Genomic DNA, 23,460 nt, shown 5'->3' with positions numbered 1-23,460 from the left:
CCGCCCCAATATGGAAGTCCCACCGATGTCATCAATGGCGGTTCATAATCAAGGACGGATCGCAACTCCAAGGGGGTAGGTGCATAGGTTGGCTCGACTCCAAGGCGGGAACAATCCGGGGAGCGCGACATATTAGGCGCGATCTCCCCGGCCGGTGATATGGGGCTGCGCACCGCGCTCTATCAGGCCGAGACGATAATTTGGGACCGCGCTTGTCCGAGCTGGCTGACCGCAAGTGCGCTGAATGTCGCCACGGCGCGCGGTAAGAAGCGCGCCACCGTCGCGCTAGCGCATCACATAGGGGTGGTGCTTCACCGCATGTGGCGCGACAGCACAGAATTCCGCTTCACACGTGCCGGGGCCATGTCCACCCCCGCCATGGAACAGAAACAGCATCATTCGTCGCCACAAGCTGCAGATTGTAGAGGCAAAGCATTAAGGAGCGGCTAAACTGATCACTGGAAGACGCAGTCGCGAAACAAACGGCGAGAATTTCTCACAGAAGGTGCCCAGCCAAGCACCTGATTGTGTATCGTCGCATCTACATTTGGTCGTCGCGTGGAACGTGTGGTCTGATATAGGGAGATTTCCCATTGGAATGTCCTGAGAGGCCAGAGGTGACTGAAAAAGCACATAAACTGACAGCGAGCGAAGCCAAAGGCCTGCGCACTGCGAAAGAACTCGAAGGACACCTCGTTTGGCTTGACACATTCACACCAGCCGCACTTGGTGTGCTCGCCATCGCATCGGGTATCTACACATATCTCGGTGTCTCCTCGCTGCTGGAGGATACGGGCGCGATGTCATTTTTCGCAGCCGTTGCTTACTCCATCGCAGTCTCGGTCGGCATTTTTGTGTTCTGGAGTTACATGCTGCGCCTGTTGCCAGCGATGCGCAGCGCCACTGGGTTTGTCGGACTGACTATTTCTACCTTCGTGGGGTCTTTGGCAATCATTGCCATGTCTAGCTGGCTAAACGCGGCCGCTCTGGCGGGTGCAGCAGCAGTCGAGCAACACCTCGAAAACACAGTGCGTGATTATCAGGCCGCACTGGAGCAATCGCATGAGATAGGCCTTTCGGGCCAAGCACTCGGTCGGGAAGTGCAGCGCGCGCGCGAAGCGTTCGAGGCGTTGGCCGCGCAGGAGCGATCCGGCGAGTTATCCGGAACCGCAGGCGAAGGGGCGGTTTTCCGCGTCCTGATTCAAAAGACCGAAGAGTTGCGCAACCTAGAGGGTCAGATTGCGCAACAACAACCCCTGATTGAGACCGCTTTTGCGGAAGGAAACGCCATTTTGGGCCGGATGCGCGCGCTTACAGTCGCACCGGGCCCGGTGAGGCAACGATCTGTTGCGTTTTCCGAGGAAAGCGTGCGTCTGGCAGGTGTTATTACCAGCCTGAACCAGTATTCGGTTGCCTCTCTTGTTGCGCGCGCTGCTGGCGATCTGCCTGCATCTGTGGTTCTGCCTGAACTCGATGGCCGGAGTTCTGCGGTCAGAGCGGCACAGTCGTCGACGATCGGCTCTGTCCTGAATACGCTTGATCAGCGCAGCGCGACCCTGAAGCGCGCTGCAGATGATGTTCTTGCAATCAATCCGCCACAGGAAACGGCGTATAATCCAATCTCCAGTGCAGATGCTGTCATCAAATATGCCGGTAATTTTGTCCCGTCCTGGGCCGGTGCCATCGCAATTGATTTGCTGCCCGGTATTCTGGTTTTTGTCTTGGCCATTACGCAAGCTGCAATCCGCAATGGCCGCGATGGCCTGAGTATCGAAGAGACCTTGACGCTTGCCGATCTCAAGGCGGCGATCAATGCAATGAAGGAGGTAGAGGTCTCTATGGGGGCCGCAGATGCTGAGATTTTGCGGCGCACACTTCCATCGGAAAAAGCGGCGGCAAAGAAGCAGCAGGCGACGGAGTAAGGCTTGGTGGTAAACAAGTTTGCGATATCACAGATGACAATTGGCAGGGGCCTGAAATGGGCGCTTGTGGCGCAAGTGGTGCTGGCGGTTTTCCTTGTGATTGCTGACATTGACCGCACCTGGATACCTCGGATCGGCAGCCAGCCGCCGCTGCCATCCGGGCCTGTCTCGCCCGGCGATCAGGTACGCAGATACGATCCTTCGCGCCCGCAGCCAGAGTTCACTGACAGACCTGACCGCCCCATGATTGACTTGCCCAGTGAGTTTCCGGCCCGACTTGAATTCAGTATGGTGGACGCCGCTGACGACACGCAGGTCTTGTTGCTCAATGGCCCGATCAATTCCGGTGACAGTGAGAGGTTCACAAACTATCTCGCAGGCATGAGCACGCCGCCTGAAACCGTGGCGCTCAACAGTCCGGGTGGTGTCGTCAGCGAAGCTTTGTTAATCGGCAGGGGTTTGAGAGAGGCCGAAGCCAATACGATTATGCTTCCTGGAATGATATGCCTTTCGTCTTGCCCCTATATATTCGCGGCTGGACAGAATCGTCACGTTTCTCGCACTGCTGCACTTGGGCTACACCAGCACTACTATGGGACGCCAGGCTACATGCCCGTTTTCCTCGCCGTCGAGGGCATTCAATACGGCCAAGGCCAAACGCTTGAGTATCTGATTGAAATGGGGGTGGATCCGGGTTTGATGGTCTATTCTCTGAACACTCCGCCTGAAGAAATTTATCTCTTGGTCGAAGAAGAACTGTTACAAACCCAGTTGGCCACGGAGATGATTGAGTAGCTTCACACTCAGGCGGCGTGATTTGGGATGAAAGATGAAGGAGAGAACTTGTTGAATCCGATGGTCTGAAATGAGCCCATCAGCGATATTCAGGCGTGCCGTAGCATGGAAAGCCCTTTCGTAGTGGCGGCGCCCTGCCCGCCCCTTGCGAAGGTAATCTCCCCCTGTTTAACGCTAGGCGATTCACACATTTCTGAGCCTCCATCCGTGAGTAAGGGATTTGAAGTACTGGAGACCGTGGCGGGAGGTTATTGGTCCGGGCGGTTTGGATTTCGGATAGCCGTCCCATCCCCCGAACTTTGCGATGATCCATGCGGCCCAAGCCAGCGTTTCAGGCGGATGGGGGTTTTTCTGAAGTGTGGTCTTACCTTCGAGTTCGGGCAGGAGTGCATCGAGGGCCTGGATTTCGGAGGGCGAGAAGGCGCTACTGGAGTCTTGCTCGGACCTGCCATCGCGCGCCTGAACGAGTTGCATAATTGTGCAGGCAGCGCGGGCGGCAATGACACCAACCATGATCAGAGGATTTCCCTCTCTCATCTTGGTCTTTGCAAGTGCGGGCAATCACAGTGACAATAATTTATCGTATCGTCGTACCCAGCCATAACGAGAGAGCAGGGAAAGTAATCAACAGCGCAAGACGAACCAAATCAGCGGCTACGAAAGGAACCAGACCCTTAAAGATGCGTACCATAGGAATTGAGGGCAGCACTGCCTTGATAACATAGACATTCATCCCAATCGGTGGTGTTATCAATGCAATCTCTGTTGCCACAATGATCAGGATTCCAAACCAAACCAGATCGAAGCCCTGCGCTACGATTATAGGCGCGAAGAGTGGGGCGAAAATCAGGATGATAGCCATAGAATCCATGACGCATCCCAGCACCAGAAACACGAGCAAAATGGCAAGGATCAATAGGATGCCCTCCAGCCCGAAGCTGGTCACAAGCTCCAGAATTCCCGTGGACAGACCAGACAGCGTCAACAGACGTGAAAGCATGAGCGCGCCAAAAAGCACTGCATAAAGCGAAATCGAAGTATAGACCGTGTCGATTATGATCTGTTTTAGAAGCTGCATTGTGAGCCGACGCTGAAGCATGGCTACGAGCATTGCCAGCCCGGCGCCCATGCCAGCTGCCTCGGTCGGCGTAAAAAGGCGACCATAAAGCCCGCCGATTATCAGAACGAACAACAATACGAATGGCCAGACACCCGACAGGGCGCGTATTCGCTCGGCCCAGCTGCTCCGCTCGCCTGCCGGAGCGTCTTCGGGATAGCGCGCGGCAATCAGGCGGATGACGATCAGATACATCGCCACGCCCAACAGACCGGGAACCACCCCTGCAATGAACATATCACGGATATTTGTCTGGGTCAGAATGCCATAGACCACCATAATGATCGAGGGCGGGATCAGAATGCCCAGGGTGCCCCCTGCGGCAATGGTGCCCGCAGCCAGGGAATCCGAGTAACCATAACGTTTCATGCTGGGATAAGCGACTTTAGCCATGGTCGCGGCTGTCGCATAGCTGGACCCGCAGACTGCAGAGAAACCTGAACATGCTGTCATCGTCGAAAGGGCAAGCCCGCCGCGCACATGGCCAAAGAACGCGTAGGCGGCCCGAAACAGATCTTGTGCGATACCTGTCTTAGAAATCACATTGCCCATCAGGATGAACATGGGCACCACTGCCAGTTCATAAGAGAGCACTGCCTCCGAGATTGTCATGGGCAGGAGCATGAAGGCGACATTCCAATTCACCGTCAGCCCGATTCCGACAATCGATACCGCAAGCAGCGCGAAGGCCAGAGGAACGCGCAAAAACGCTAGCAGAATGGCTGCCGCCATGGCCATTAGACCGATGGTCATGTTGCTTCCTCCGAGGTGTCATGATGATCAGTTGTCATGGGGCCGGTGAAGGCGGTCAGGGCAGCTGCCAGTGCAGACAGGCCACAACTTGCCGACATATAGAAATAGATCGGCCCGCGCGGTATACGCAAAGCCTGACTGACTTCGGAAATCTGTCCCGCTGTCATGCCCTGCCGAAAAAAAAGCCAGGCCATAAGCGCAAAGATTGCTGCAACCAGCAACCCGGTCAGCACGCGCCACCAGCGCATCCAAGGCGTCATTAAGTAGCGGTCGAACAGGTCGACCGTGAGGTGCAGGCAAGCCGCAGTGACCAACGGAAGGCCGGCGAAAACGACAAGCGCCATTAGGTGTTCGGTGATGTCATGTGCCCCGTAAATGGGTCGCCCGATGATCCGTCGTCCGATCACATCAGCAAAGGTCAGTGCAACCATGCTGAACAGGACAACAGCAATCAGGGTTTCAAATCCGCGTCGTAGCTGAATTGCGATATATCGCATTGCCGTGTCCTCAGACTGTAGTCGGTTCATCTGGGCACCAAGCCATATACCGCATGGTGCCCATAAGGGAATTATTCGCCTGCAAGTGACGCATAAGTGGTATTGTAGAAAGACAGCAGCGCTTGCGGATCGGCAACCCCAGCGCTTTGCGCTGCTACAATCCAATCAGCGACCATGTCATCATAAATGGCGTTGACGGTGCCGATCAGCTCGTCAGACGCATCCACAAAACTATTGCCCGCAGCCGTAAGCCGTTCAACTGCCAAGGGGTGCTGCACGTCAAAGTTCCGCCCCCATGCCGCCGACAGTGTTTCGCCAATAATCCCTTCTATCGCGGTGCGGTCGGCTTCGGATAGGCGGTTCCAGCGGGCTTCATTCATGGCCACGAAGAATGTCGCGTCATAAAACCCGTTGGGAAAGATCGTGTGATGTGTCAAAACACCCTCAAGACGGAAGTTCATCACCGATTCAACAGGGTGAAGTGAGCCGTCAATCACACCACTTTCCAGCATTTCATAGGCGCGCGTTGCGGGCGCTGCGACAGGAACAGCCCCCAAGGCGGTCAGCATGCGCTCTTGGATTGGTCCGCCCATGCGAAATTTCTGATTGGTAATCTCGGCAGGCGTTGTGATGGCGCGCGCGCCGTGATGCAACTGGCCGCCCCCAAAAAGACCAAGTCCCAGCATTTTGACACCTGCAAAGACAGGGTTGTCAGAAAGGAATTCTTCATAGGCGCGCCATAAGGCTACGCTTTGGGCCTCTGCCTTGATGCCCGCATTTGGGAATTCTGCAAACCACATAGGAATGAAGCGCTCTGGCTCATAAGTGAAATTCCCCCATGTGATATCTGCAATACCATTGCGCGCCAGTTCCCAGTGCTGGGCGGGGCCACCCAGTGGGGCTGGCAGGATATTCAGGGTGACACGGCCTTCGGTGACCTCTGCCACCTGTTGCGCGAAGGGGACCAGAAAATCGGTATGTACGAAATGTGTAGGCGGAACCCAGGACGACACAGTCAAGCTTTGCGCCTGCGCTTGAGCGCCCAAAAGGGCCGATGTCAGCACAACAACGCCACAGCGAATTTCAGGGAAGGTCAGTTTTGTCATTTTAGAGTGCCTCTTGCAGGTTGGAGGGGGCTACGGAATTCAGCGCAGTGCGGGTTTCAATCAGATCAACAAAGATCGCGGCACCGATAGGGATGATGTCGGGGTCAAAGCGGTAGCCTGGATGGTGCGGATAAGGGCCGTCCTGGCCGACAAAGAAATATGCCCCCGGAATCCGCGCCTGAAATTCTGCAAAATCCTCAGAGGCCATGAGGTGCTGCGCGCGGTCCACAACCTTGTCCGCGCCAAGCACATGTTTGGCAGACGCCACTACTGCATCGCGGCAGGTCGGGGCGTTCATAGCAACAGGGGCGACAGGTGTGATCTGCAAATCAATCATTACCCCATGAATGGCTTCTACCGCGCGCGCTGTATCGTGCATCAGCTTGGCCAGCCTGTCGCGGGCGGCCTGCTGGCCGCAACGCATCGTCCCTTCAAGTCGAACGGTCTGAGGTAGAACATTGCGCGCGGTGCCACCCGTTATCTTACCGAAAGAGATCACAGCCGCCGCGCGAGAATCCGTCACGCGCGTTGCCGCCTGCTGCAGCAGAGTCATGAAGCTACCAGATGCAAGCACAGTGTCTGCCCCAGTATGTGGGGCAGACCCATGTGTTCCCGCACCTGAGATTGTGATGTCAATATCATCCGCAGATGCCATCACTGCACCGTCTGGCACGCCGATATGCCCCGCATCAAGTCCCGGCAGATTGTGCAGCGCGTAGATTTCATCACAGGGGAACCTATCAAACAGGCCATCTTCCAGCATCGCACGCGCGCCGCGCAGCAATTCTTCAGCAGGTTGAAAGATGAAGATAGCCTCGCCTGTGAAGTCTGGATGCGCAGCAAGGTAGCTGGCAGCAGTCAGCGCGGTGACGGTATGGCCGTCATGTCCGCAGCCGTGAAATCGCCCGCTGCTCAAAGAGCTATAAGCCAGCCCGGAGTCTTCTTGCATGGGCAATGCATCAAGCTCAGCGCGGATGCCAATCCGGCGCGGTGGGCCATTCGCGCGCCCTTGGCCAACGAGGCGTCCAACGACACCTGTACCGCCAATGCCATCTTCGACTTCCAGTCCCAGTTTGCGCAAAGTGTTTGCGACAATGTCCGCAGTGCGCTGTTCTTCAAACCCGACTTCGGGGTGCTGGTGCAGATCTGCCAGCAAGGCAAGGGTCGCGGCTCTGTGACTTGAGTACCAAGACTGAAACATGATTCACCCTTATAGTTGCATATTAAGACTATCTTATCTACGGATAATCTTGAAAGTCAATCATCTTGTTGCGAGATGCCCCAAACTCCCCTATGCTTGTCCTAAGCCATACGAGAGATACCATGAGTAGTGAAAAGCCGTTCAAAAACCATCGTTTGACTTATCGGTTGAACGTGATTGCCGATCAGGCAATCACCGCGAATGAGTCTATTTTTCTGCGCGAGACAGGCTGTAATATCCGAGAATTGCGTGTTCTACGGCTGATTGATGACTCGCCCGGCACAACTTTTGCCGAAATCGCGCGAATCACTGGGTTTGAGCGCAGTTTGACCTCTCGAATTATTCAAAACCTTATCGCAGAAGCCCTGATTTTGCGGGAAAATTCATCAACCGATGCGCGCGTATTTCAGTTATTTACGACAGAAAAGGGCCGCGAGGTTCGCCGGATCGGGCGTACAGTATCAGACCGGCTGGAAGCCGTATTGACGCGCCCGCTCTCTGATACAGAGTTGGACACTCTTAACCAGTTGTTGTGGCGTCTAGGCAAGTGGGTCAGTTCATCCGAATATCAGGACCTTCTTGAGCAGGAGTAATATATTCTTATACAAAGAATATATTGACCAAAGACTTTTTGCTTGCTAGAGCACTAGCGCCGAACAAACATCCGCAAGAGAGGCTGCGCAAACCAGCGCCGAAGGAGCAACCCCCCGGAAACTCTCAGGCAAAAGGATTGCGGTTGAAATGGCAATCTGAAGCGGCCCGGCCATAGCCGGCTTCAGCCGTGACAGAGGGGATCAGATCCGCTGAGAAGCGGAGAGAAACCTTGTTTGGCGGAGGAAGCCATGACCAGAATTGCCATAATCGGCGCCGGTATCACCGGCGTCACGACTGCATCTGCCCTGATGGATCGGGGCCATGATGTGACCTTGTTCGATCGTAACCGCTATGCAGCAATGCAGACCTCTTTTGCCAATGGCGGCCAGCTATCGGCCTCGAACGCTGAAACATGGAACCGCTGGGCGACCGTGTTCAAGGGCATGAAATGGATGATGACGCGCGGTGCGCCGCTTCTGGTCAATCCCAAGCCTAGCTGGCACAAGTATAGCTGGATGGCGGAATTCATCGCAGCGATTCCGCAATATCGTGAAAACACTGTTGCGACCACGCGGATGGCCATTGCAGCCCGTGGGCTGCTGAAAGAAAAAGCTGCGCGCTTCGGGTTCGATTTCAACTGCGAAGATCGCGGCATCCTGCATATATACACAGACAAGGCCGAGTTCGATCACGCAACTAAGGTTAACCGGCTACTTGGCGAAGCAGGGTTGGAGCGCCGCGCGGTTGGTCCTGAAGAGTTGCGTCAGATAGAACCCGCTCTGCGCGGACAGTTCTACGGCGGCTACTACACCGAAAGCGATTTCACCGGTGATATCCATCGCTACACAATGGGTCTTGCGCAGGCGGTCCAGTCGCAGGGCGCGACCCTGTGTTTCGGCGCCGATGTCCAGTCCATCCATGCCGACGCGCAGGATGTGTGGATCAGATGGGCGCGCAACGGCGAAAGCCAGACCGAGCGTTTCGACGCGATTGTGGTCTGTGCAGGCGTGGACAGCCGCCGCATTGCTGCAGGCTTGGGTGACCGCGTAAATGTCTACCCCGTCAAGGGTTATTCGATCACAGTCCGGCTGGATGACGAGGACAGCCAGCGCGCAGCACCGTGGATCAGCTTGCTGGACGATGAGGCGAAGATCGTGACCAGCCGTCTGGGCAAGGACCGATTCCGCATTGCGGGCACGGCAGAGTTCAACGGCTACAATCTGGACATCCGCGATGACCGTATCCGGCCGCTGGTTAAGTGGTGCGAGCGGTTTTTCCCCGGCATCAGCACCGAACACGCGATCCCCTGGGCAGGGTTGCGCCCTATGATGCCCAACATGATGCCGAAAGTGGAACAAGGCACCCGTCCGCGTGTTTTCTACAATACCGGTCATGGCCATCTGGGCTGGACATTGTCTGCCGTGACTGCGGAAATGCTGGCAGAGCGTATTGAGCAAACCTTGCCATGCGCGGCTTAACTGCCGCCCTGCGCAGACAAAAGGCCCCGCAGCTTATGCGGGGCCAGCGCAACCCAAAAGCTCCGGATATCGGCAAGCTTATTACAGTCAGGGTATCACCCAAGACCCGCGCGCGCATCGACACAGGGCCCCGTCACAGGACATTCTGCATCGTAAGCAATCCCAGACAAGCGGTGAGAAACGTGCCCAAGATCGAACAGATAGATGCCTTCATCGTCGATATTCCCACTATTCGCGGGCATGTCCTGTCGATGACAACCATGCGTGCGCAATCTGCCGTGATCGTGCGCTTGCGCTGTTCAGATGGCTCGGACGGGATCGGCGAGGGCACGACAATTGGCGGGCTCAGCTATTGCCCGGAAAGCCCCGAAAGCATTGTATCCGCAATTGACACTTACCTTGCCCCTGCACTGATGGGACAAGAGGCCAACGGTATCGCACACGCACTTGCCCTCATGGATCGGCACGCGCGCGGTAACCGGATTGCGAAATCTGCTGTGGAAATGGCGCTTTGGGATGCGTTGGGAAAGCGCCTTGGCGTTTCAGTCGCGCAGCTTTTCGGGGGCCAGATCGTACAGGACATGCCGGTTGCGTGGACGCTGGCTTCGGGAAATTCTGACACGGATATCGTCGAGGCCGAACAGATGATCGCTTTGCGGCGTCACAATATTTTCAAGCTCAAGATCGGCAAGCGGGCGGTGCGCGAGGATGTGGCCCATGTCGGACGGATCAAAGCGGCTCTTGGTGATAGTGCCAGCATTCGTGTCGATGTTAATCAGGCCTGGTCGCTGGCTGATGCGCGCTGGGGTCTGAAGGGCTTGCAGGATGTGGGCTGCGAACTGGTCGAACAGCCCGTGCAGGCGCGATTTGTGAACGCGATGGCAGAGCTGACGCGCAGCTACGAGATCGCGGTCATGGCCGATGAAGCCCTTGGCGGGCCAGAGGATGCACTGAGCATGGCCAGCCGCAAGGCGGCGGATGTGTTCGCGGTTAAAATCGCGCAATCGGGCGGATTGATGCGGGCGCGCGACGTGGTGTCGATCGGTCAGGCGGCGGGGATCGCGCTGTATGGTGGCACGATGCTGGAAACTGCCGTCGGTACCGCAGCGGCGCTTCAGCTCTTCTCGACTGTTGAGCATCTGGCCTGGGGCACCGAGTTCTTCGGTCCGCTTCTGCTGAAAGATGACATTCTGACCACGCCCCTGACCTACCGCGATTTCCGTGTGGCCGTGCCGCAGGGCGCAGGTCTGGGGATCACGCTCGACCCCGCGAAGATTGATTTCTACCGCCGTGACAAGGCCAGAAGCCTTCACGCTGTGGCGGGCGAATAACCAAAAGCATCCTGAGGAGGAGGAAAGACATGTTCACCCATTCCAATCTTGACGAGCTGGAACGCCGTCTTGACGGCATCGTACAGGAAGACCCTGAGAACGGTATCTACCGCGCGCGGCGCGACATGTTCACCGATGAAGAGCTGTACGAGCTGGAAATGAAGCACATCTTCGAGGGAAACTGGATCTACATGGCCCATGAAAGCCAGATCCCGAACCCTGGTGATTATTTTTCACTGCATATGGGGCGCACCCCTGTTGTCATCACCCGCGACAAGGACGGCGCGCTGCACGCGCTGGTCAATGCGTGTTCGCATCGCGGTGCAATGCTGTGCCGCTTCAAGCGCCGCAATCAGAAGACATTCACCTGTCCCTTCCATGGCTGGACTTTCTCGAACACCGGCAAGCTGTTGAAGGTGAAAGACCCCAAGGGTGCAGGCTATCCGGAACAGTTCAACACGGATGGTAGCCACGATCTCAAGCGCGTCGCCCGGTTCGAGAATTACCGTGGTTTCCTGTTCGGATCGCTCAATGCCGATGTGCAGCCGCTGGAAGAGTACCTCGGCGAAGCGCGCAAAATGATCGATATCATCGTAGACCAGTCCGACGAAGGGCTGGAAGTGTTGCGCGGGTCTTCCACCTACACTTTCGATGGCAACTGGAAGCTGCAGGCCGAAAATGGTGCGGATGGCTACCATGTGTCTGCGGTGCATTGGAATTATGTGGCCACAACAGCGCATAGAACCGCAGATGGCAAAGAAGACAATATCAAGGCCACGGATGCGTCCAAATGGGCCAAGCAGCGCGGCGGGTTTCATTCCTATGTAAACGGCCATCTTCTTCTGTGGACCGCCTGGAGTGATCCCACCAACCGCCCCAACTATCCGCGTCTTGCGGAATGGACCGAACGTTTTGGCAAGACCAAGGCGGAGTGGATGGTGGGTGTGCTGCGCAATCTGTGCCTCTATCCCAATGTGTTCCTGATGGATCAGTTCAGCAGCCAGATCAGGGTCTTCCGTCCGGTTGGCGTGAACAAGACCGAGGTGACGATCTATTGCATCGCGCCCAAAGGCGAAAGCCAGGAAGCCCGCACACACCGCATCCGACAGTATGAGGATTTCTTCAACGCCTCCGGCATGGCGACGCCAGATGACACCGAAGAATTCCGCGCCACCCAGAACGGCTATGCGGGGGCCGCGCATGCCCCCTGGAACGATATCTGCCGCGGGGCCACCCAGTGGATCGAAGGGCCCGATGAAGAAGCAAAGGCACTTGGGATCAACCCTATCCTGTCTGGCGCACGCACCGAGGATGAGGGACTGTTCGTGATCCAGCACAAGCAATGGACCGAGCGTATGGCAGAGGCCATCGCAAAAGAGCGGGCAACCGCACCCACCAGCCAGGTTGCGGCGGAATAAGGGGGAAAGACTATGAACACAGCCACACTTGACCGCCCCGCCAAAACTCTGACCCATGCCGAGATTGCGGCCTTCCTTTATTCTGAGGCGCGCGCGCTCGATGACCGCGACTGGGACACTTGGCTGACCTTCTACCACAAGGACTGCCCGTTCTGGATGCCCACATGGGATGACGAGGACAAGCTGACCGAAGATCCGCTAAATGAGATGTCCTTGATCTATTATCCTAACCGTTCCGGGATCGAAGACCGGGTTTTCCGGATCAAAACAGATCGGTCCTCGGCCACATCGCTGCCAGAGCCGCGCACCAACCATAACTTGAGCAATATTGAAGTGTTGAGCGAGAGCGATACCACAATCAATTTGCGCTTCAACTGGTTCACCCTGACCTATCGCTACGGGACCACGGACCAGCATTGGGGCACGTCCTTTTACACGATTGACACCACTGGCCCCAAGCCCCTGATCACATCGAAAAAGGTCATCCTGAAGAATGATCAGATCCATCATGTGATCGACATCTACCACATCTGAGCCATCAGAACCTGCATCGAAACCAGCCCGCGCGCCCGGAGGAGGGCGCGCGCAAGGGAGGAGTTTGCCATGACGACCTATACTGTTGCCCTGAATTTCGAGGATGGCGTCACCCGTGTCATCCAGTGCGATGACGACGAGAAGGTGACCGAGGCCGCTTTCCGCCAGAAGATCAATATCCCAATGGATTGCCGCGATGGCGTCTGTGGAACCTGCAAGTGTCTTGCCGAAAAGGGCGAGTATGAGCTGGAATTCTACATGGATGAGGCCATGACCGAAGACGAAGCGGCTGCGGGCTACGTCCTGACTTGCCAGATGATGCCGCAAAGCGATTGCGTGATCCGCATTCCCGCATCATCCGCCGCCTGCAAAACCGCGCCCGAAGAAATTGGCGCAACGGTGGCGGGGGTGGACAGACTGTCTGACACCTCTTTCGGGTTGCGGCTGGGCCTTGATCGCCCGATGCAGTTCTTGCCCGGCCAGTATGTGAATGTCTCTGTTCCCGGCACGGGCAAGCACCGCTCTTATTCCTTTTCTTCTGCCCCCGGCGCAACAGCGGCCAGCTTCCTGATCCGCAACCTGCCCGGCGGCGTGATGAGCAGCTATCTGGCCAATGCTCAGACGGGAGAGCGTGTAACCGTGACAGGCCCGATGGGCGCGTTCTATCTGCGCCCGATCACCCGGCCCCAACTGTGGCTTGCAGGTGGCACAGGGCTTGCGCCCTTCCTGTCCATGCTGGAACAGGTGGCCGAAGTGGGCACAGACCAGCCGATTACACTTTATTATGCCGTCACCCGCGCCGCCGATCTGGTAGAACTGGCGCGGCTGGAAGCACTGGCTGCGCAGATTGGCACATTGCGCCTGATTACCATTCTGGCCGCGCCCGAAGAGGGCCATCCGCGCAAGGGCTTTGTCACCGATCACCTGACAGCAGAAGATTTATGCGCGGGCGATGCAGATGTTTATCTCTGTGGTCCGCCCCCCATGGTGGATGCCGTGCGCGCACATTTCGCCAAGCTGGGTGTTACCCCCGCAAGCTTCCATTTCGAGAAATTCAATCCGACCGAAGACAAGGCAGCTGCCGCATGAATGCGCGGTTTGCAGGCAAGGTCATGGTTGTGACGGGGGCCGCGCAGGGCATTGGCCGCGCTGTCGCGGAAGGGGCCGCAGCGAAAGGGGCGCGTGTCCTGATCGTGGATCGCTCGCCCCACCGTGCCGAAGTGGTGAAGGCGATCCGCAAAGCGGGCGGCGTGGCAGAGGCGATCTCGGTCAATCTGGAAACATGGTCGGGATGTGCGAAAGCAATGGCAAAGGCCGCAGACCTCTGGGGCCGGATCGACATTCTGGTAAACAATGTCGGCGGAACGATCTGGGCCAAACCGTTTGAACATTATGACGCCCTGCAGATCGATGCGGAAATCCGCCGCTCGCTATTTCCGACGCTCTATTGCTGCCGCGCCGCACTCGATCACATGCTGCCTCAAGGCGCGGGGGTGATCGTAAATGTCTCGTCCATCGCCACGCACGGCCTGAACCGCGTGCCCTATTCTGCGGCCAAGGGCGGGGTGAATGCATTGACGGCAAGCCTTGCCTGGGAAGTGGCCGAACGCGGCATCCGCGTCGTGGCCACTGCGCCCGGCGGGACTGAAGCCCCGCCCCGCAAGGTGCCGCGAAATCCCGATGCGGCAGAGGATCAACGCGCGGACTGGTATCAGACCATCGTCGATCAGACGATCCAGTCCAGCCACATGAAGCGCTACGGCACGCTGGAAGAACAGGCACGACCGATCCTGTTTCTGGCGTCTGATGAGGCATCCTACATCACTGGCTCTGTTCTGCCAGTTGGTGGGGGCGATCAAGGCTGACCCGTACTTGGGCAGCTCAAATATCCTTGGAGGAGGAAAACCCATGAGAAAAACCCTAACGGCGGCCCTAACGGGGCTTGCCACGATCCTTGCAGCGCAAAGCGCGCTGGCAGAGCGCGTGAATGTCGGCCTGCTTTTGCCCTTCTCAGGCGTCTATGCGTCTCTCGGCAATGAAATCGAAGCGGGTTTCCGGCTTGGGCTGGAGCATTTCAGCGATGATCTAGGTGTCGAGATAAATATCATACGCGAAGATACCGAAGTGAACCCCGCGAATGGGCTGGCTCGTGCGCGCAAGCTGGTGATGCAGGACGGCGCCGATGTGCTGGTGGGGATCGTGTCATCTGGGGTGCTAGGCGCAATCCGCGATTTCGTTCATGGTGCGCAAGTGCCCCTGATTGTGGCCAATGCTGGCAATGACGAGGCCACCGGAGAGCGGTGCAGCCCTTATATTACTCGGCTGTCGTTTTCCAACGGGCAGGTAAACCGCCCGATGGGCCGCTGGATGGCGGAACAAGGTGTCCGCCGCGTTTACACGCTTGGTGCAGATTATGCAGCTGGTCGCCAAATGGTTGGAGGGTTTACGGAGGCTTTCGTAGAAGCAGGCGGCGAGATTGTGGGTCAAGGCTGGACTCCGTTCCAGCAAACACAGGATTTCGGCCCTTATCTGGCACAGGCCCGTGCGTCCGGTGCTGAAGCGCTGTTCGTCTTCTATGCAGGCGGTGAGGCGATTTCCTTTGTCAACCAATATGATAGCTTTGGCATGGCCGAAGTCATGCCACTTTATGGCTCTGGTTTCCTGACCTCGCAACTTTATGTCAACGCCCAGGGTGAAAGCGCGAATGGGGTGATCACATCGCTGCACTATGTGCCGACCGCCGATAATCCCGAAAACACGGCTTTTGTCGAAGCGTTTCAGGCCAGTATCGGACGTTTGCCGTCTGAGTATGGCGTGCAGGGCTACGACTCGGCGCGGGCACTGGTGGAAGCCATCCGCACAGGGGCAACTGACCGTGAAAGCCTTGCGAATGCACTTCGTCAAGTCAGTTTTGAAGGACCACGCGGGGCTTTGTCGATAGATCCGGCCACGAATAACGTGATCCAGCCGATCTTTGTTTATGAGACTGTGAGTGGCGAAAACGGTGCCATGACCCAGAAGGTTCTGGCAACCCTGCCTGCCGAAGCAGACCCAGCCAATGGCTGCGTAATGCCCGCACCTGTCACCAACTGACATCCAAAGGGCCGCGCGGGTAATCGCACGGCCCTAATCATCCGGTCATAAGGGGGGAGAGCCCATGACACCTGATCTCAGTTTCTGGACAATGCAGACCCTGAATGCGCTACAATTGTCGATGCTTCTGTTTCTTCTGTCTGTCGGGCTGACAGTGATCTTTGGCCTGATGCATTTCGTCAACCTCGCGCATGGCGCACTCTATGCGCTGGGGGCCTATTTCGCAGCAACTCTGGCCAGCCACGCCGGTTTCTGGGTTGCACTTTTGCTGGCCCCCTTGGGCGTGGCTGTGGTCGGTATGGCGCTTTACGGCGGGCTGATCCAGCGGATGCGCAAATCTGGGCCAATGGCACAGGTGCTTGTCACATTTGGACTAATTTTCGTGCTGTTGGACCTGACACGCATTTTCTGGGGAGATCTTGCGTTGGCCATCACGCCGCCTGCGATACTTGCGGGCCGTGTGGATATACTGGGTGTAGGCTATCCGGCTTACCGACTGTTTATTATTGCTCTCGGCCTTGGAATCTTCGCAGCCCTTGCTCTTATCCTCAGCCGCACGCAAATTGGTGCGATGATCCGCGCAGGTGTGGATAATGACGATATGGCCGCCTGCATGGGGATCAATGTTGAACGGCTGTTTTTCATCGTGTTTTGCGTGGGCTGCGGTCTGGCTGGTCTTGCAGGCGCTGTTGCCGCGCCGCTTTTGAGCGTGACACCCGGCATGGGGCTGGAAATCCTGATCCCCACGCTGATCGTCATCGTGATTGGTGGGCTTGGCTCGCTGAAGGGCGCGATTGCAGGCTCGCTGATCTACGGTTTTGTGCAGACATTCGGGGCGGTTCTGCTGCCCGGTGTGGCCTCGATCCTGATCTATGCGCTGCTGGCGGCCGTGCTGCTCTTGAAGCCCGTCGGCCTGTTTCCCGCGAAAGGATAAGCATCATGTTTCGACATACACCTCTTCGATATGCGGCCTTGATCATCCTGTTCTCGGGCGCGCTGTTCACGGCCTTCACCGCTGGATATTTCGGCATGGAAATCCTGACCGAAATCCTGATCCTTGCCATTCTTGTGCTGGCGCTTGATCTGGTCGCAGGCTTTGGCGGTATGGTGTCGCTCGCGCATGGAGCACTGATGGGGCTGGGGGCCTATGCCTTTGTTGCACTTGCGACCAAGGCCGGGCTGGACCCGTGGGTCGCCGCCAGTGCTGCCGTGGCCATCACTGCCGGTACGGGCTGGGTGATTGGTGCGATCTGCGCGCGCAGCCATGGAATTTACTTCATTATGGCCACGCTTGCCTTCGGGCAAATGGGCTATTCCTATTTCTTCGAGCAGTCCTTTTTCGGCGGCGATGACGGCATGGTTGGGCCTAGGCGGTTTGATCTTGGCTTTATCGGCATCAACTTGAATGACAGCCGCAGCTTTGCGCTTTTCTGCCTTGCGATTTTGGGCGTGATTTATCTAGTGGCCATGGCAATCCTGCGCTCGGGCTTGGGACGGTCGCTGACGGGTGTGACGCATAATGAAAAACGGATGCGCGCGCTGGGGCTGAACGTGTGGCGCGTAAAAGCCGATGTCTTTGGTCTATCGGGCGCGATGGCGGGTATTGCCGGTGTTCTGGCCGCCCAGCACATCATGTTCATCTCGCCCAAGATGCTGCACTGGACAGTGTCGGGGGAAGCGCTTGTCGTTGTGATCCTTGGCGGGCTTGGTACGCTTGTGGGACCGCTCGTGGGGGCCGTGGCCTTCGTTGTGATGAAACATGAACTAAGCCATGTGACGACATACTGGCACCTGATCGTCGGACTTGTTTTGATCGCCGTGGTCATGAGCCGTGCCAACGGGATATTCGGCTTCATAGAGGCGCGATTTAGGCCCAAAACTGACCGCATGATCCAATCCATCCAGACACGCGACGATGCCAAGGAGATAGCCAAAGATGCTTGAGACACGAAATCTCGACAAGAGTTTCGGGGCCATCCATGTTACGCGCAATGTCTCGCTCAAGCTGGAACGCGGCGAGCGGCGGGTGATCCTGGGACCGAATGGGGCAGGCAAGACCACACTGTTTAACCAGCTTGTGGGCGAGATCGTCCCTGATAAAGGCCAAATCCTGCTGGCCGGAGAAGATGTGACTGCCCTGCCAGTAGCCAAGCGTGCGCGGCGCGGATTATCGCGCAGCTATCAAAAGAACACTTTGTTCGATGGGCTGACGGTAGAAGAAAACCTGGCACTTGCCGCTTCGGTTCATGCGGGAGTGTCAATGACACTGTGGCGTGACGCACTGCAATCGGTGCAAGTGCGTGCCATCGTGGAAGAGGTTGCCAATCAGGTCAACCTGATGCCCTATATCCATGCAAAAGTGTCAGAAATCAGCTATGGTGTGCGCCGCCAACTTGAAGTGGGTGTGGCCTTGGCCACAAAGCCATTGGTCCTGCTGATGGACGAACCCACATCCGGCGTCGGGCCGGAAATGGCCAAAGGGTTCCATGATCTGCTGGCAGGTTTGCCACGTGATCTGACAATTCTGATCATCGAGCATGATATGGATCTGGCTTTCGCTGTGGCTGACACGATCACGGTGCTGAATTATGGCGAAGTCGTCTTTGACGGCCTGCCAGAAGACGCGCGCGGATCGAAACTATTGCGCGATATTTATCTGGGAGCGTGGGAAGATGCTTGATGTGAACGCCATCTCTGCCGGATACGGCGAAACGCAGGTGTTGTATGGCCTGTCCGTTACAGCACAAAAAGGCCGTGTGATGGCTATCCTTGGGCGCAATGGTGCAGGAAAATCTACCACGCTCAAGACAATTATGGGGCTGTTACCCACACAATCAGGCGACATTCGCTTCGACGGCAAACCCATAAACGGGGCAAAACCCTATGACATCGCGCGCGCAGGCATCGCATATGTTCCAGAAACACGGGATATCTTCCCATCGCTTACCGTGCGTGAAAATCTTGATCTTGCAGCCAAACGTTTCGCCTCTGGCTTGCAGGGCTGGACCGTTGCGCGGGTTCTGGAACTATTCCCGCGTCTGGGCGAGCGGATGGACAATGGAGGTGCAGAGTTGTCAGGGGGCGAGCAGCAAATGCTGGCAATTGCGCGCGCGCTGCTGATGAACCCGCGCCTGCTGATCCTTGATGAGCCGACCGAAGGGTTGGCCCCGATCATCGTCAAGCTGATCCACGACAAGCTGCAAGAATTGCGCAATGAGGGGCTTTCGATGGTGATTGTCGAGCAGAATTTCGGCTTTGCCACCTCGCTTGCCGATGATGTTGTGATCGTGTCCAAAGGGCAGATCGTCTGGGCTGGCAGCGCGGCTGAAATCCGTGCCGATGAGCAGGCGCAGCATCGCTGGTTAGGCGTATAACAGGCAAGCAGGCGGTTATTCTGCCTGCTGCTAGAACCTCTTTTTTGCAACTTGCTGGGCAAGTCTGATAAAATTGATCACATGCACTGATTGGTCGTCCAGCCGCGTGTTTACCGACAGGGATGTCCGCGCGATTTCTGGTTCGATCATCAGGAATTTCACACCATTGCGTTTCGCATTGGCCACCGATTCCGGGACAATGCAAACACCTTCGCCAATAGCGACCAGACTAATTGCGGTCTGCAAGTCCATACACCATATCCGCAAGGGCACCTTGAAACCTGCGTCTTCGCAGGCTTTGAGCACCATATCCGCATAGCTGGGGCGGGGAAATTCGGGATATAGGATCAGATGATGCGTTTGCAGTCTTTCCAACTTGGCGACAGTGCGTGATCCCGTGTCAACGCTATCGGGCAGGGCCAGAATCAGCTTTTCTTCCATCAACTCGCGGGTCAGAAATTCGCTATCCTTCAGGGCTGGACGGGCAAAGGCTACATCCAGCTCCCGCGCGATTAGGGCGCGGTGCAACTGCGCATTGTTCATTGGCATCAGGCTAAGATTGATCTCTGGGTAATGTGCGCGAAAGGATTTGACGATATTGGGCAAAATGCCGAATGTGGCCGAGCCGACGAAGCCTATGCGCAACCGCCCTTCCGCCCCTTGCCCAAGGCGGCGCACCTCTAGCTTGGCATCTTCCATCTGCCTCAGAATACTGCGGCCCCGCTCTAACAGCCGCTCACCTGCTTGGGTCAGGGTGATCGTACTACGGCCTCGGTTGAACAGAACCGCGCCAAGGTCTTCCTCGAACTGCTTGATCTGACGGCTAAGAGGTGGTTGCGCCATATCCAGCCGTTCGGCAGCACGCCCGAAATGCAGTTCTTCCGCAACTGCAATAAAATAGGTCAGTTGTCTGAAATTCATCGCTGTCTCCCCGCTGCGGAATGTAGCTGGTTCGGCGCACAAAAAAAGCCCCCACATGTGTGGGGGCTTGCAGTCGACAGGGAGGGAGGCTTCACTCTGCGGCAACCGCTTTCTCAGCGGCTTCGGCTTTGAGCGTAAAGTCGAAGGTGAAATGCAGATCCGTGTCCATGCCTTCGGGCGCCGGAACGAATTTGCCAATCAGGCTTTCTTTGACTGCAAATACACTGTCCTCATTCAGCCAGGCACTATCGGCGTCGTAAATCTGGCTAATCAGTGGGCGGAAGCCCGGCTTCGAGATGATGAAATGCATGTGCCCCGGGCGGTTGGGGTGGTGGCCCATAAAGCGCAGCAATTCGCCTGCGGTTTCATTATCCGGAATAGGATAGGGTACGGGACGCACGGCGACGAAAGCGTAGTGCCCGTTCTCATCAGTCTCGAACCGGCCGCGCAGGTTGTATTCTGGCTGATCAGGGTCGAGGTTTTCGTATATCCCGTTTGGCGCATCTTCCCAAACATCCATCGTCACACCACCAAGGCCAGCCCCCGATGCATCACGAATGTAGCCCTCAAAATAGACGGTTTCCTCATTGTCGTAATGCTTGAGGATGGTGGAAGCCCCTTTCGGCAGTACAGGCGGGTTTTCGCGGTAGAATGGTCCTAGAACGGTCGACTCGCTCTCAGTGCCATCAACCACATTGGTCAGCATATCCACCAGCACTTCTACGCCCAGAATATCGCCCAGAAGGATGAATTCCTGACGGTTCTCGTCACAGGTCTGGCCCGCGCGTTTCAGGAATTCACAGCCTTCCAGAAACTCGCCATGCTGCAATTTCACATCCTTGCAGAAACCGTGCAGATGCCGGATCAGCGAGGACATGATTTCACGCTGGCGGTCGGTGATCTCGCCATGCTTGCCAAGGCTGTCGATCACGACATCGGTGATATTGTCCAGAGTAACAGTTCCCATAATCTCCTCCTCAGGGTGTCGGGCGGTGTTGTGCCGGACAAGCGTCTCTCATCCGGTGCTGTACCGTTGTCGATCACCCGTCGTCCCAAACCAATGCCTGCCGCGGTATCGGGTGATACCTTAAATTGGTTTGCCGCCGCCCATAAGCCATTTGCGCGAGGTATCGCCCCATACCCCGTAAGGCATAGCATCCCACAGGGCGTTCATGTCACCACAGGTCCGTAGTTTTCATGGGAGGGCTGACAGTGATCGACATCTTTCGCGCGCTGCAAGAGCAATTGAACCAAACCCCACACCTGTTGCGGTTGGGACGGCTTTTTTCTGAAACGGTTCTGATCGAGGTCGAGGGGCAAGAGTTCTACCTTACCTTTGAAAAAGGCCATCTGTTGGACATCGCGCAAGGGCCAAGCCGCAAGACACCATGGCGTTTTGCCCTGCGTACAGATGCTGATGCGCTGCAACAGTTCTGGCAAGCGCGGCCTGCCGCCGGCTTTCATGACATCTTTGGTCTGGTGAAGATCGGGCGCGGGCAGATTGACGGAGATATTCTGTGTCTGGTCAAAAATCTGCGTTTCTTCAAAGAGTTCATGGGCCTTGCACGGCCAAAGACAGGGAGTGCAGCATGAGTATTGAACCGATCATCGGGCAATATGTGACTGTCAAAGTCGCCGGAACCCTCCGTCGTATCTATTTCGAAGCTGCGGGTCAGGGGCGTCCTGTTCTGTGCCTGCATACTGCCGGGGCAGATACGCGACAATGGCGGCACCTGATGAATGATGCCGAGATCACCGCCCAAAACCGTCTGATTGCATTCGATATGCCGTGGCATGGCAAGTCCTTACCGCCCGAAGGGTTCCAGACCGATGAATATATGCTGACAACAGAAGCCTATATTGAGACCATCTTGGCTGTGGTGGACGCACTTTCGCTCGACAAGCCAATTTTGGCGGGGTGCTCGATGGGCGGACGGATCGCGCTGCAACTGGCCGCCCTAAATGCGGAGCGGTTTTCAGGTTTTATTGCTATTGAGGCGTCCGACTTCCAGCCAGCATGGTATGATATCGATTGGTTTCATCGTCCCGATGCACATGGCGGCGAGATGGGTGCGGCGCTCGTGTCGGCCAACATCTCGCCCTTCGCCCCAGAGGCCGAGCGTTGGAACACGTTGTGGATGTTCATGCAATCAGGGCCGGGCGTGTTTCGCGGGGATCTGAGTTTTTATACCCGCGATGACAGCCTGATCGCACGGCTTGGCCAGATCGACACAACCACCACTCCTGTGCATTTGATCGTGGGGGCCTATGATTTGACCTGCACCCCCGAAGATGCGCGACGCACTGCAGATGCAATTCCCGGTGCAACGCTATCGGTCATGGATGAGTTGGGCCATTTCCCGATGAGTGAACACCCCGAGGGCTTCCGTCCCTTCTTCATCGACGCATTGGCGCGGATGCACGCCAGCCACTCCAAAGCTGCCTGAGGTTCACATGACCAATCCTTGTATCATCTGCGTGGCAATAACCGGATCGCTGCCGACCAAGGCCAACAATCCCGCCGTACCGATCACGGTCAGCGAGCAAATTGAGTCAACGCATGAAGCCTTCGAGGCCGGCGCAAGCATCGTGCATGCGCATGTACGCAACGACGATGAAACGCCGTCTTCTGACCCCGAGAAATTCGCCGCCCTGAAGGAAGGGCTGGAAAAGCACTGTCCGGGCATGATCATCCAGTTTTCTACGGGTGGCCGCTCTGGCGCGGGGCAGGCACGCGGCGCGATGCTGCGGCTCAGACCTGACATGGCCTCGCTTTCTGTGGGGTCTAACAATTTCCCGACCCGCGTCTATGAAAATCCGCCTGATCTGGTTGATTGGCTGGCGGCGGAAATGTTGGTCTATGACGTGAAGCCCGAGATAGAGGCGTTTGATCTCTCGCACATCCTGAAAGCGCATCAGATGTGGCAGGCGGGTCATATCGCGCAGGTGCCTTATGTGCAGTTCGTGATGGGCGTTAAGAACGCGATGCCGGTAGATCGTGACGTGTTCGATTACTACATCAGCACTGTGCAGCGCCTTTTCGGGCCAGATGCGGCATGGTGTGCGGCCGGGATCGGCGCGCAGCAGGCCACACTGAACGAATGGGCCGTCGCTGCCGGGGGGCACGCGCGCACGGGGCTTGAAGACAATGTGCGGCTGGACCGGGACAGGCTCGCGCCATCCAATGCGGCGTTGGTGCAGCGCGTGGTGGAACTCTGCGACAAGCATGAACGCCCGGTCGCTACATGGCGGCAGGCACGCAACACTCTCGGTCTAAGGGCCGGACCGGGGAAGGAGCAGGCTGCATGAAAAAGGTCTACGGCTCT

General features: G+C 56.8%; 24 protein-coding genes, 1 pseudogene and 1 riboswitch. Of the genes and pseudogenes, 18 read left to right on the top strand and 7 right to left on the bottom strand.

Features of this window, described 5'->3' with window-relative positions; all coding sequences use genetic code 11:
- Positions 1 to 102 precede the first annotated feature (102 nt).
- The 3 genes and pseudogenes from BG455_RS17715 to BG455_RS11940 form a co-directional block, all read left to right on the top strand.
- Positions 103 to 450: pseudogene (locus BG455_RS17715) on the top strand (hypothetical protein); the annotation flags it as partial.
- Positions 451 to 617: 167 nt separating this feature from the next.
- The gene (locus BG455_RS11945) at positions 618 to 1,922 is read left to right on the top strand and encodes a hypothetical protein (protein ID WP_071470239.1); all 1,305 of its coding nucleotides are present in this window, start codon (positions 618 to 620) and stop codon (positions 1,920 to 1,922) included.
- 33 nt (positions 1,923 to 1,955) lie between these two features.
- The gene (locus BG455_RS11940; protein WP_071470241.1) at positions 1,956 to 2,717 is read left to right on the top strand and encodes a COG3904 family protein; all 762 of its coding nucleotides are present in this window, start codon (positions 1,956 to 1,958) and stop codon (positions 2,715 to 2,717) included.
- Positions 2,718 to 2,900: 183 nt separating this feature from the next.
- Here BG455_RS11940 and BG455_RS11935 read toward each other — a convergent pair whose 3' ends face one another.
- From BG455_RS11935 to BG455_RS11915, 5 genes are all read right to left on the bottom strand, one after another.
- A complete protein-coding gene (locus BG455_RS11935; protein WP_146257683.1) occupies positions 2,901 to 3,230 on the bottom strand; it encodes a hypothetical protein in 330 nt (109 codons plus the stop codon).
- A gap of 64 nt (positions 3,231 to 3,294) precedes the next feature.
- A complete protein-coding gene (locus BG455_RS11930; protein ID WP_071470237.1) occupies positions 3,295 to 4,587 on the bottom strand; it encodes a TRAP transporter large permease in 1,293 nt (430 codons plus the stop codon).
- Positions 4,584 to 5,018, bottom strand: coding sequence for a TRAP transporter small permease (locus BG455_RS11925; RefSeq protein ID WP_245735542.1), 435 nt, complete (start codon positions 5,016 to 5,018; stop codon positions 4,584 to 4,586). Before BG455_RS11925 ends, BG455_RS11930 begins: the two co-directional genes overlap by 4 nt.
- A 137-nt stretch (positions 5,019 to 5,155) precedes the next feature.
- Positions 5,156 to 6,190 carry a TRAP transporter substrate-binding protein gene (locus BG455_RS11920; protein ID WP_071470235.1) on the bottom strand — a complete coding sequence of 345 codons (1,035 nt, stop codon included), beginning with the start codon at positions 6,188 to 6,190 and terminating at the stop codon, positions 5,156 to 5,158.
- A gap of 1 nt (position 6,191) precedes the next feature.
- Positions 6,192 to 7,391 carry an amidohydrolase gene (locus BG455_RS11915; RefSeq protein WP_071470234.1) on the bottom strand — a complete coding sequence of 400 codons (1,200 nt, stop codon included), beginning with the start codon at positions 7,389 to 7,391 and terminating at the stop codon, positions 6,192 to 6,194.
- Positions 7,392 to 7,513: 122 nt separating this feature from the next.
- Between BG455_RS11915 and BG455_RS11910 the strand changes: the two genes are divergently transcribed.
- From BG455_RS11910 to BG455_RS11855, 12 genes are all read left to right on the top strand, one after another.
- Positions 7,514 to 7,984 carry a MarR family winged helix-turn-helix transcriptional regulator gene (locus BG455_RS11910; RefSeq protein WP_071470233.1) on the top strand — a complete coding sequence of 157 codons (471 nt, stop codon included), beginning with the start codon at positions 7,514 to 7,516 and terminating at the stop codon, positions 7,982 to 7,984.
- A 64-nt stretch (positions 7,985 to 8,048) separates the two neighbouring features.
- Positions 8,049 to 8,134, top strand: a riboswitch (glycine riboswitch).
- Positions 8,135 to 8,233: 99 nt separating this feature from the next.
- Entirely contained in the window at positions 8,234 to 9,463 is a 1,230-nt protein-coding gene (locus BG455_RS11905) for a D-amino acid dehydrogenase (RefSeq protein ID WP_071470232.1), read from the top strand.
- A 182-nt stretch (positions 9,464 to 9,645) separates the two neighbouring features.
- Complete coding sequence (locus tag BG455_RS11900) at positions 9,646 to 10,794, top strand: muconate/chloromuconate family cycloisomerase (RefSeq protein ID WP_071470231.1); 1,149 nt, start codon at positions 9,646 to 9,648, stop codon at positions 10,792 to 10,794.
- Between the two features lie 29 nt (positions 10,795 to 10,823).
- Positions 10,824 to 12,212 carry a benzoate 1,2-dioxygenase large subunit gene (gene benA, locus BG455_RS11895; RefSeq protein WP_071470230.1) on the top strand — a complete coding sequence of 463 codons (1,389 nt, stop codon included), beginning with the start codon at positions 10,824 to 10,826 and terminating at the stop codon, positions 12,210 to 12,212.
- Between the two features lie 12 nt (positions 12,213 to 12,224).
- Positions 12,225 to 12,746 carry a benzoate 1,2-dioxygenase small subunit gene (benB, locus tag BG455_RS11890; RefSeq protein WP_071470229.1) on the top strand — a complete coding sequence of 174 codons (522 nt, stop codon included), beginning with the start codon at positions 12,225 to 12,227 and terminating at the stop codon, positions 12,744 to 12,746.
- A gap of 69 nt (positions 12,747 to 12,815) precedes the next feature.
- Positions 12,816 to 13,835 (top strand): benzoate 1,2-dioxygenase electron transfer component BenC, encoded by a 1,020-nt coding sequence (gene benC / locus BG455_RS11885; protein ID WP_071470228.1) that lies wholly within the window; start codon positions 12,816 to 12,818, stop codon positions 13,833 to 13,835.
- Complete coding sequence (gene benD / locus BG455_RS11880; protein ID WP_071470227.1) at positions 13,832 to 14,611, top strand: benzoate diol dehydrogenase BenD; 780 nt, start codon at positions 13,832 to 13,834, stop codon at positions 14,609 to 14,611. Before benC ends, benD begins: the two co-directional genes overlap by 4 nt.
- A 43-nt stretch (positions 14,612 to 14,654) precedes the next feature.
- Positions 14,655 to 15,839 carry an ABC transporter substrate-binding protein gene (locus BG455_RS11875; RefSeq protein WP_071470226.1) on the top strand — a complete coding sequence of 395 codons (1,185 nt, stop codon included), beginning with the start codon at positions 14,655 to 14,657 and terminating at the stop codon, positions 15,837 to 15,839.
- Between the two features lie 64 nt (positions 15,840 to 15,903).
- The gene (locus BG455_RS11870; RefSeq protein ID WP_071470225.1) at positions 15,904 to 16,773 is read left to right on the top strand and encodes a branched-chain amino acid ABC transporter permease; all 870 of its coding nucleotides are present in this window, start codon (positions 15,904 to 15,906) and stop codon (positions 16,771 to 16,773) included.
- Positions 16,774 to 16,778: 5 nt separating this feature from the next.
- Positions 16,779 to 17,783, top strand: a complete 1,005-nt coding sequence (locus BG455_RS11865; protein WP_071470224.1) for a branched-chain amino acid ABC transporter permease — start codon at positions 16,779 to 16,781, stop codon at positions 17,781 to 17,783.
- On the top strand, positions 17,776 to 18,519 hold the full coding sequence (locus BG455_RS11860; RefSeq protein WP_071470223.1) for an ABC transporter ATP-binding protein: 744 nt from the start codon (positions 17,776 to 17,778) through the stop codon (positions 18,517 to 18,519). Before BG455_RS11865 ends, BG455_RS11860 begins: the two co-directional genes overlap by 8 nt.
- On the top strand, positions 18,512 to 19,213 hold the full coding sequence (locus BG455_RS11855; RefSeq protein WP_071470222.1) for an ABC transporter ATP-binding protein: 702 nt from the start codon (positions 18,512 to 18,514) through the stop codon (positions 19,211 to 19,213). The genes BG455_RS11860 and BG455_RS11855 overlap by 8 nt, the downstream gene beginning before the upstream one ends.
- A 30-nt stretch (positions 19,214 to 19,243) precedes the next feature.
- Here BG455_RS11855 and BG455_RS11850 read toward each other — a convergent pair whose 3' ends face one another.
- Together BG455_RS11850 and BG455_RS11845 are read right to left on the bottom strand one after the other, a co-directional pair.
- Positions 19,244 to 20,134: a LysR family transcriptional regulator gene (locus tag BG455_RS11850; protein ID WP_071470240.1), complete on the bottom strand. Its 891-nt coding sequence runs from the start codon at positions 20,132 to 20,134 to the stop codon at positions 19,244 to 19,246.
- Positions 20,135 to 20,225: 91 nt separating this feature from the next.
- Positions 20,226 to 21,101, bottom strand: coding sequence for a dioxygenase family protein (locus BG455_RS11845; RefSeq protein ID WP_071470221.1), 876 nt, complete (start codon positions 21,099 to 21,101; stop codon positions 20,226 to 20,228).
- A gap of 230 nt (positions 21,102 to 21,331) precedes the next feature.
- On the opposite strand from BG455_RS11845, the gene BG455_RS11840 reads away from it, so the two are divergent.
- The 3 genes from BG455_RS11840 to BG455_RS11830 are packed head-to-tail and all read left to right on the top strand — an operon-like array spanning position 21,332 to position 23,443.
- On the top strand, positions 21,332 to 21,727 hold the full coding sequence (locus BG455_RS11840; protein WP_071470220.1) for a hypothetical protein: 396 nt from the start codon (positions 21,332 to 21,334) through the stop codon (positions 21,725 to 21,727).
- The gene (locus BG455_RS11835; RefSeq protein ID WP_071470219.1) at positions 21,724 to 22,581 is read left to right on the top strand and encodes an alpha/beta fold hydrolase; all 858 of its coding nucleotides are present in this window, start codon (positions 21,724 to 21,726) and stop codon (positions 22,579 to 22,581) included. The genes BG455_RS11840 and BG455_RS11835 overlap by 4 nt, the downstream gene beginning before the upstream one ends.
- A gap of 7 nt (positions 22,582 to 22,588) precedes the next feature.
- Positions 22,589 to 23,443 (top strand): 3-oxoadipate:acetyl-CoA acetyltransferase, encoded by an 855-nt coding sequence (locus tag BG455_RS11830; protein ID WP_071470218.1) that lies wholly within the window; start codon positions 22,589 to 22,591, stop codon positions 23,441 to 23,443.
- Positions 23,444 to 23,460 lie beyond the last annotated feature (17 nt).

This window comes from Roseinatronobacter thiooxidans (assembly GCF_001870675.1).
Classification (GTDB): domain Bacteria; phylum Pseudomonadota; class Alphaproteobacteria; order Rhodobacterales; family Rhodobacteraceae; genus Roseinatronobacter; species Roseinatronobacter thiooxidans.
This window is presented reverse-complemented; position numbering and strand designations above follow the sequence as displayed.

Coding starts and splice junctions, on each gene's coding strand:
- BG455_RS11940 (WP_071470241.1), top strand. CDS start 1,956: ATGACAATTGGCAGGGGCCTGAAATGGGCGCTTGTGGCGCAAGTGGTG.
- BG455_RS11935 (WP_146257683.1), bottom strand. CDS start 3,230: ATGGTTGGTGTCATTGCCGCCCGCGCTGCCTGCACAATTATGCAACTC.
- BG455_RS11930 (WP_071470237.1), bottom strand. CDS start 4,587: ATGACCATCGGTCTAATGGCCATGGCGGCAGCCATTCTGCTAGCGTTT.
- BG455_RS11925 (WP_245735542.1), bottom strand. CDS start 5,018: ATGGTTGCACTGACCTTTGCTGATGTGATCGGACGACGGATCATCGGG.
- BG455_RS11920 (WP_071470235.1), bottom strand. CDS start 6,190: ATGACAAAACTGACCTTCCCTGAAATTCGCTGTGGCGTTGTTGTGCTG.
- BG455_RS11915 (WP_071470234.1), bottom strand. CDS start 7,391: ATGTTTCAGTCTTGGTACTCAAGTCACAGAGCCGCGACCCTTGCCTTG.
- BG455_RS11910 (WP_071470233.1), top strand. CDS start 7,514: ATGAGTAGTGAAAAGCCGTTCAAAAACCATCGTTTGACTTATCGGTTG.
- BG455_RS11905 (WP_071470232.1), top strand. CDS start 8,234: ATGACCAGAATTGCCATAATCGGCGCCGGTATCACCGGCGTCACGACT.
- benA (WP_071470230.1), top strand. CDS start 10,824: ATGTTCACCCATTCCAATCTTGACGAGCTGGAACGCCGTCTTGACGGC.
- benB (WP_071470229.1), top strand. CDS start 12,225: ATGAACACAGCCACACTTGACCGCCCCGCCAAAACTCTGACCCATGCC.
- benC (WP_071470228.1), top strand. CDS start 12,816: ATGACGACCTATACTGTTGCCCTGAATTTCGAGGATGGCGTCACCCGT.
- benD (WP_071470227.1), top strand. CDS start 13,832: ATGAATGCGCGGTTTGCAGGCAAGGTCATGGTTGTGACGGGGGCCGCG.
- BG455_RS11875 (WP_071470226.1), top strand. CDS start 14,655: ATGAGAAAAACCCTAACGGCGGCCCTAACGGGGCTTGCCACGATCCTT.
- BG455_RS11870 (WP_071470225.1), top strand. CDS start 15,904: ATGACACCTGATCTCAGTTTCTGGACAATGCAGACCCTGAATGCGCTA.
- BG455_RS11865 (WP_071470224.1), top strand. CDS start 16,779: ATGTTTCGACATACACCTCTTCGATATGCGGCCTTGATCATCCTGTTC.
- BG455_RS11860 (WP_071470223.1), top strand. CDS start 17,776: ATGCTTGAGACACGAAATCTCGACAAGAGTTTCGGGGCCATCCATGTT.
- BG455_RS11855 (WP_071470222.1), top strand. CDS start 18,512: ATGCTTGATGTGAACGCCATCTCTGCCGGATACGGCGAAACGCAGGTG.
- BG455_RS11850 (WP_071470240.1), bottom strand. CDS start 20,134: ATGAATTTCAGACAACTGACCTATTTTATTGCAGTTGCGGAAGAACTG.
- BG455_RS11845 (WP_071470221.1), bottom strand. CDS start 21,101: ATGGGAACTGTTACTCTGGACAATATCACCGATGTCGTGATCGACAGC.
- BG455_RS11840 (WP_071470220.1), top strand. CDS start 21,332: ATGGGAGGGCTGACAGTGATCGACATCTTTCGCGCGCTGCAAGAGCAA.
- BG455_RS11835 (WP_071470219.1), top strand. CDS start 21,724: ATGAGTATTGAACCGATCATCGGGCAATATGTGACTGTCAAAGTCGCC.
- BG455_RS11830 (WP_071470218.1), top strand. CDS start 22,589: ATGACCAATCCTTGTATCATCTGCGTGGCAATAACCGGATCGCTGCCG.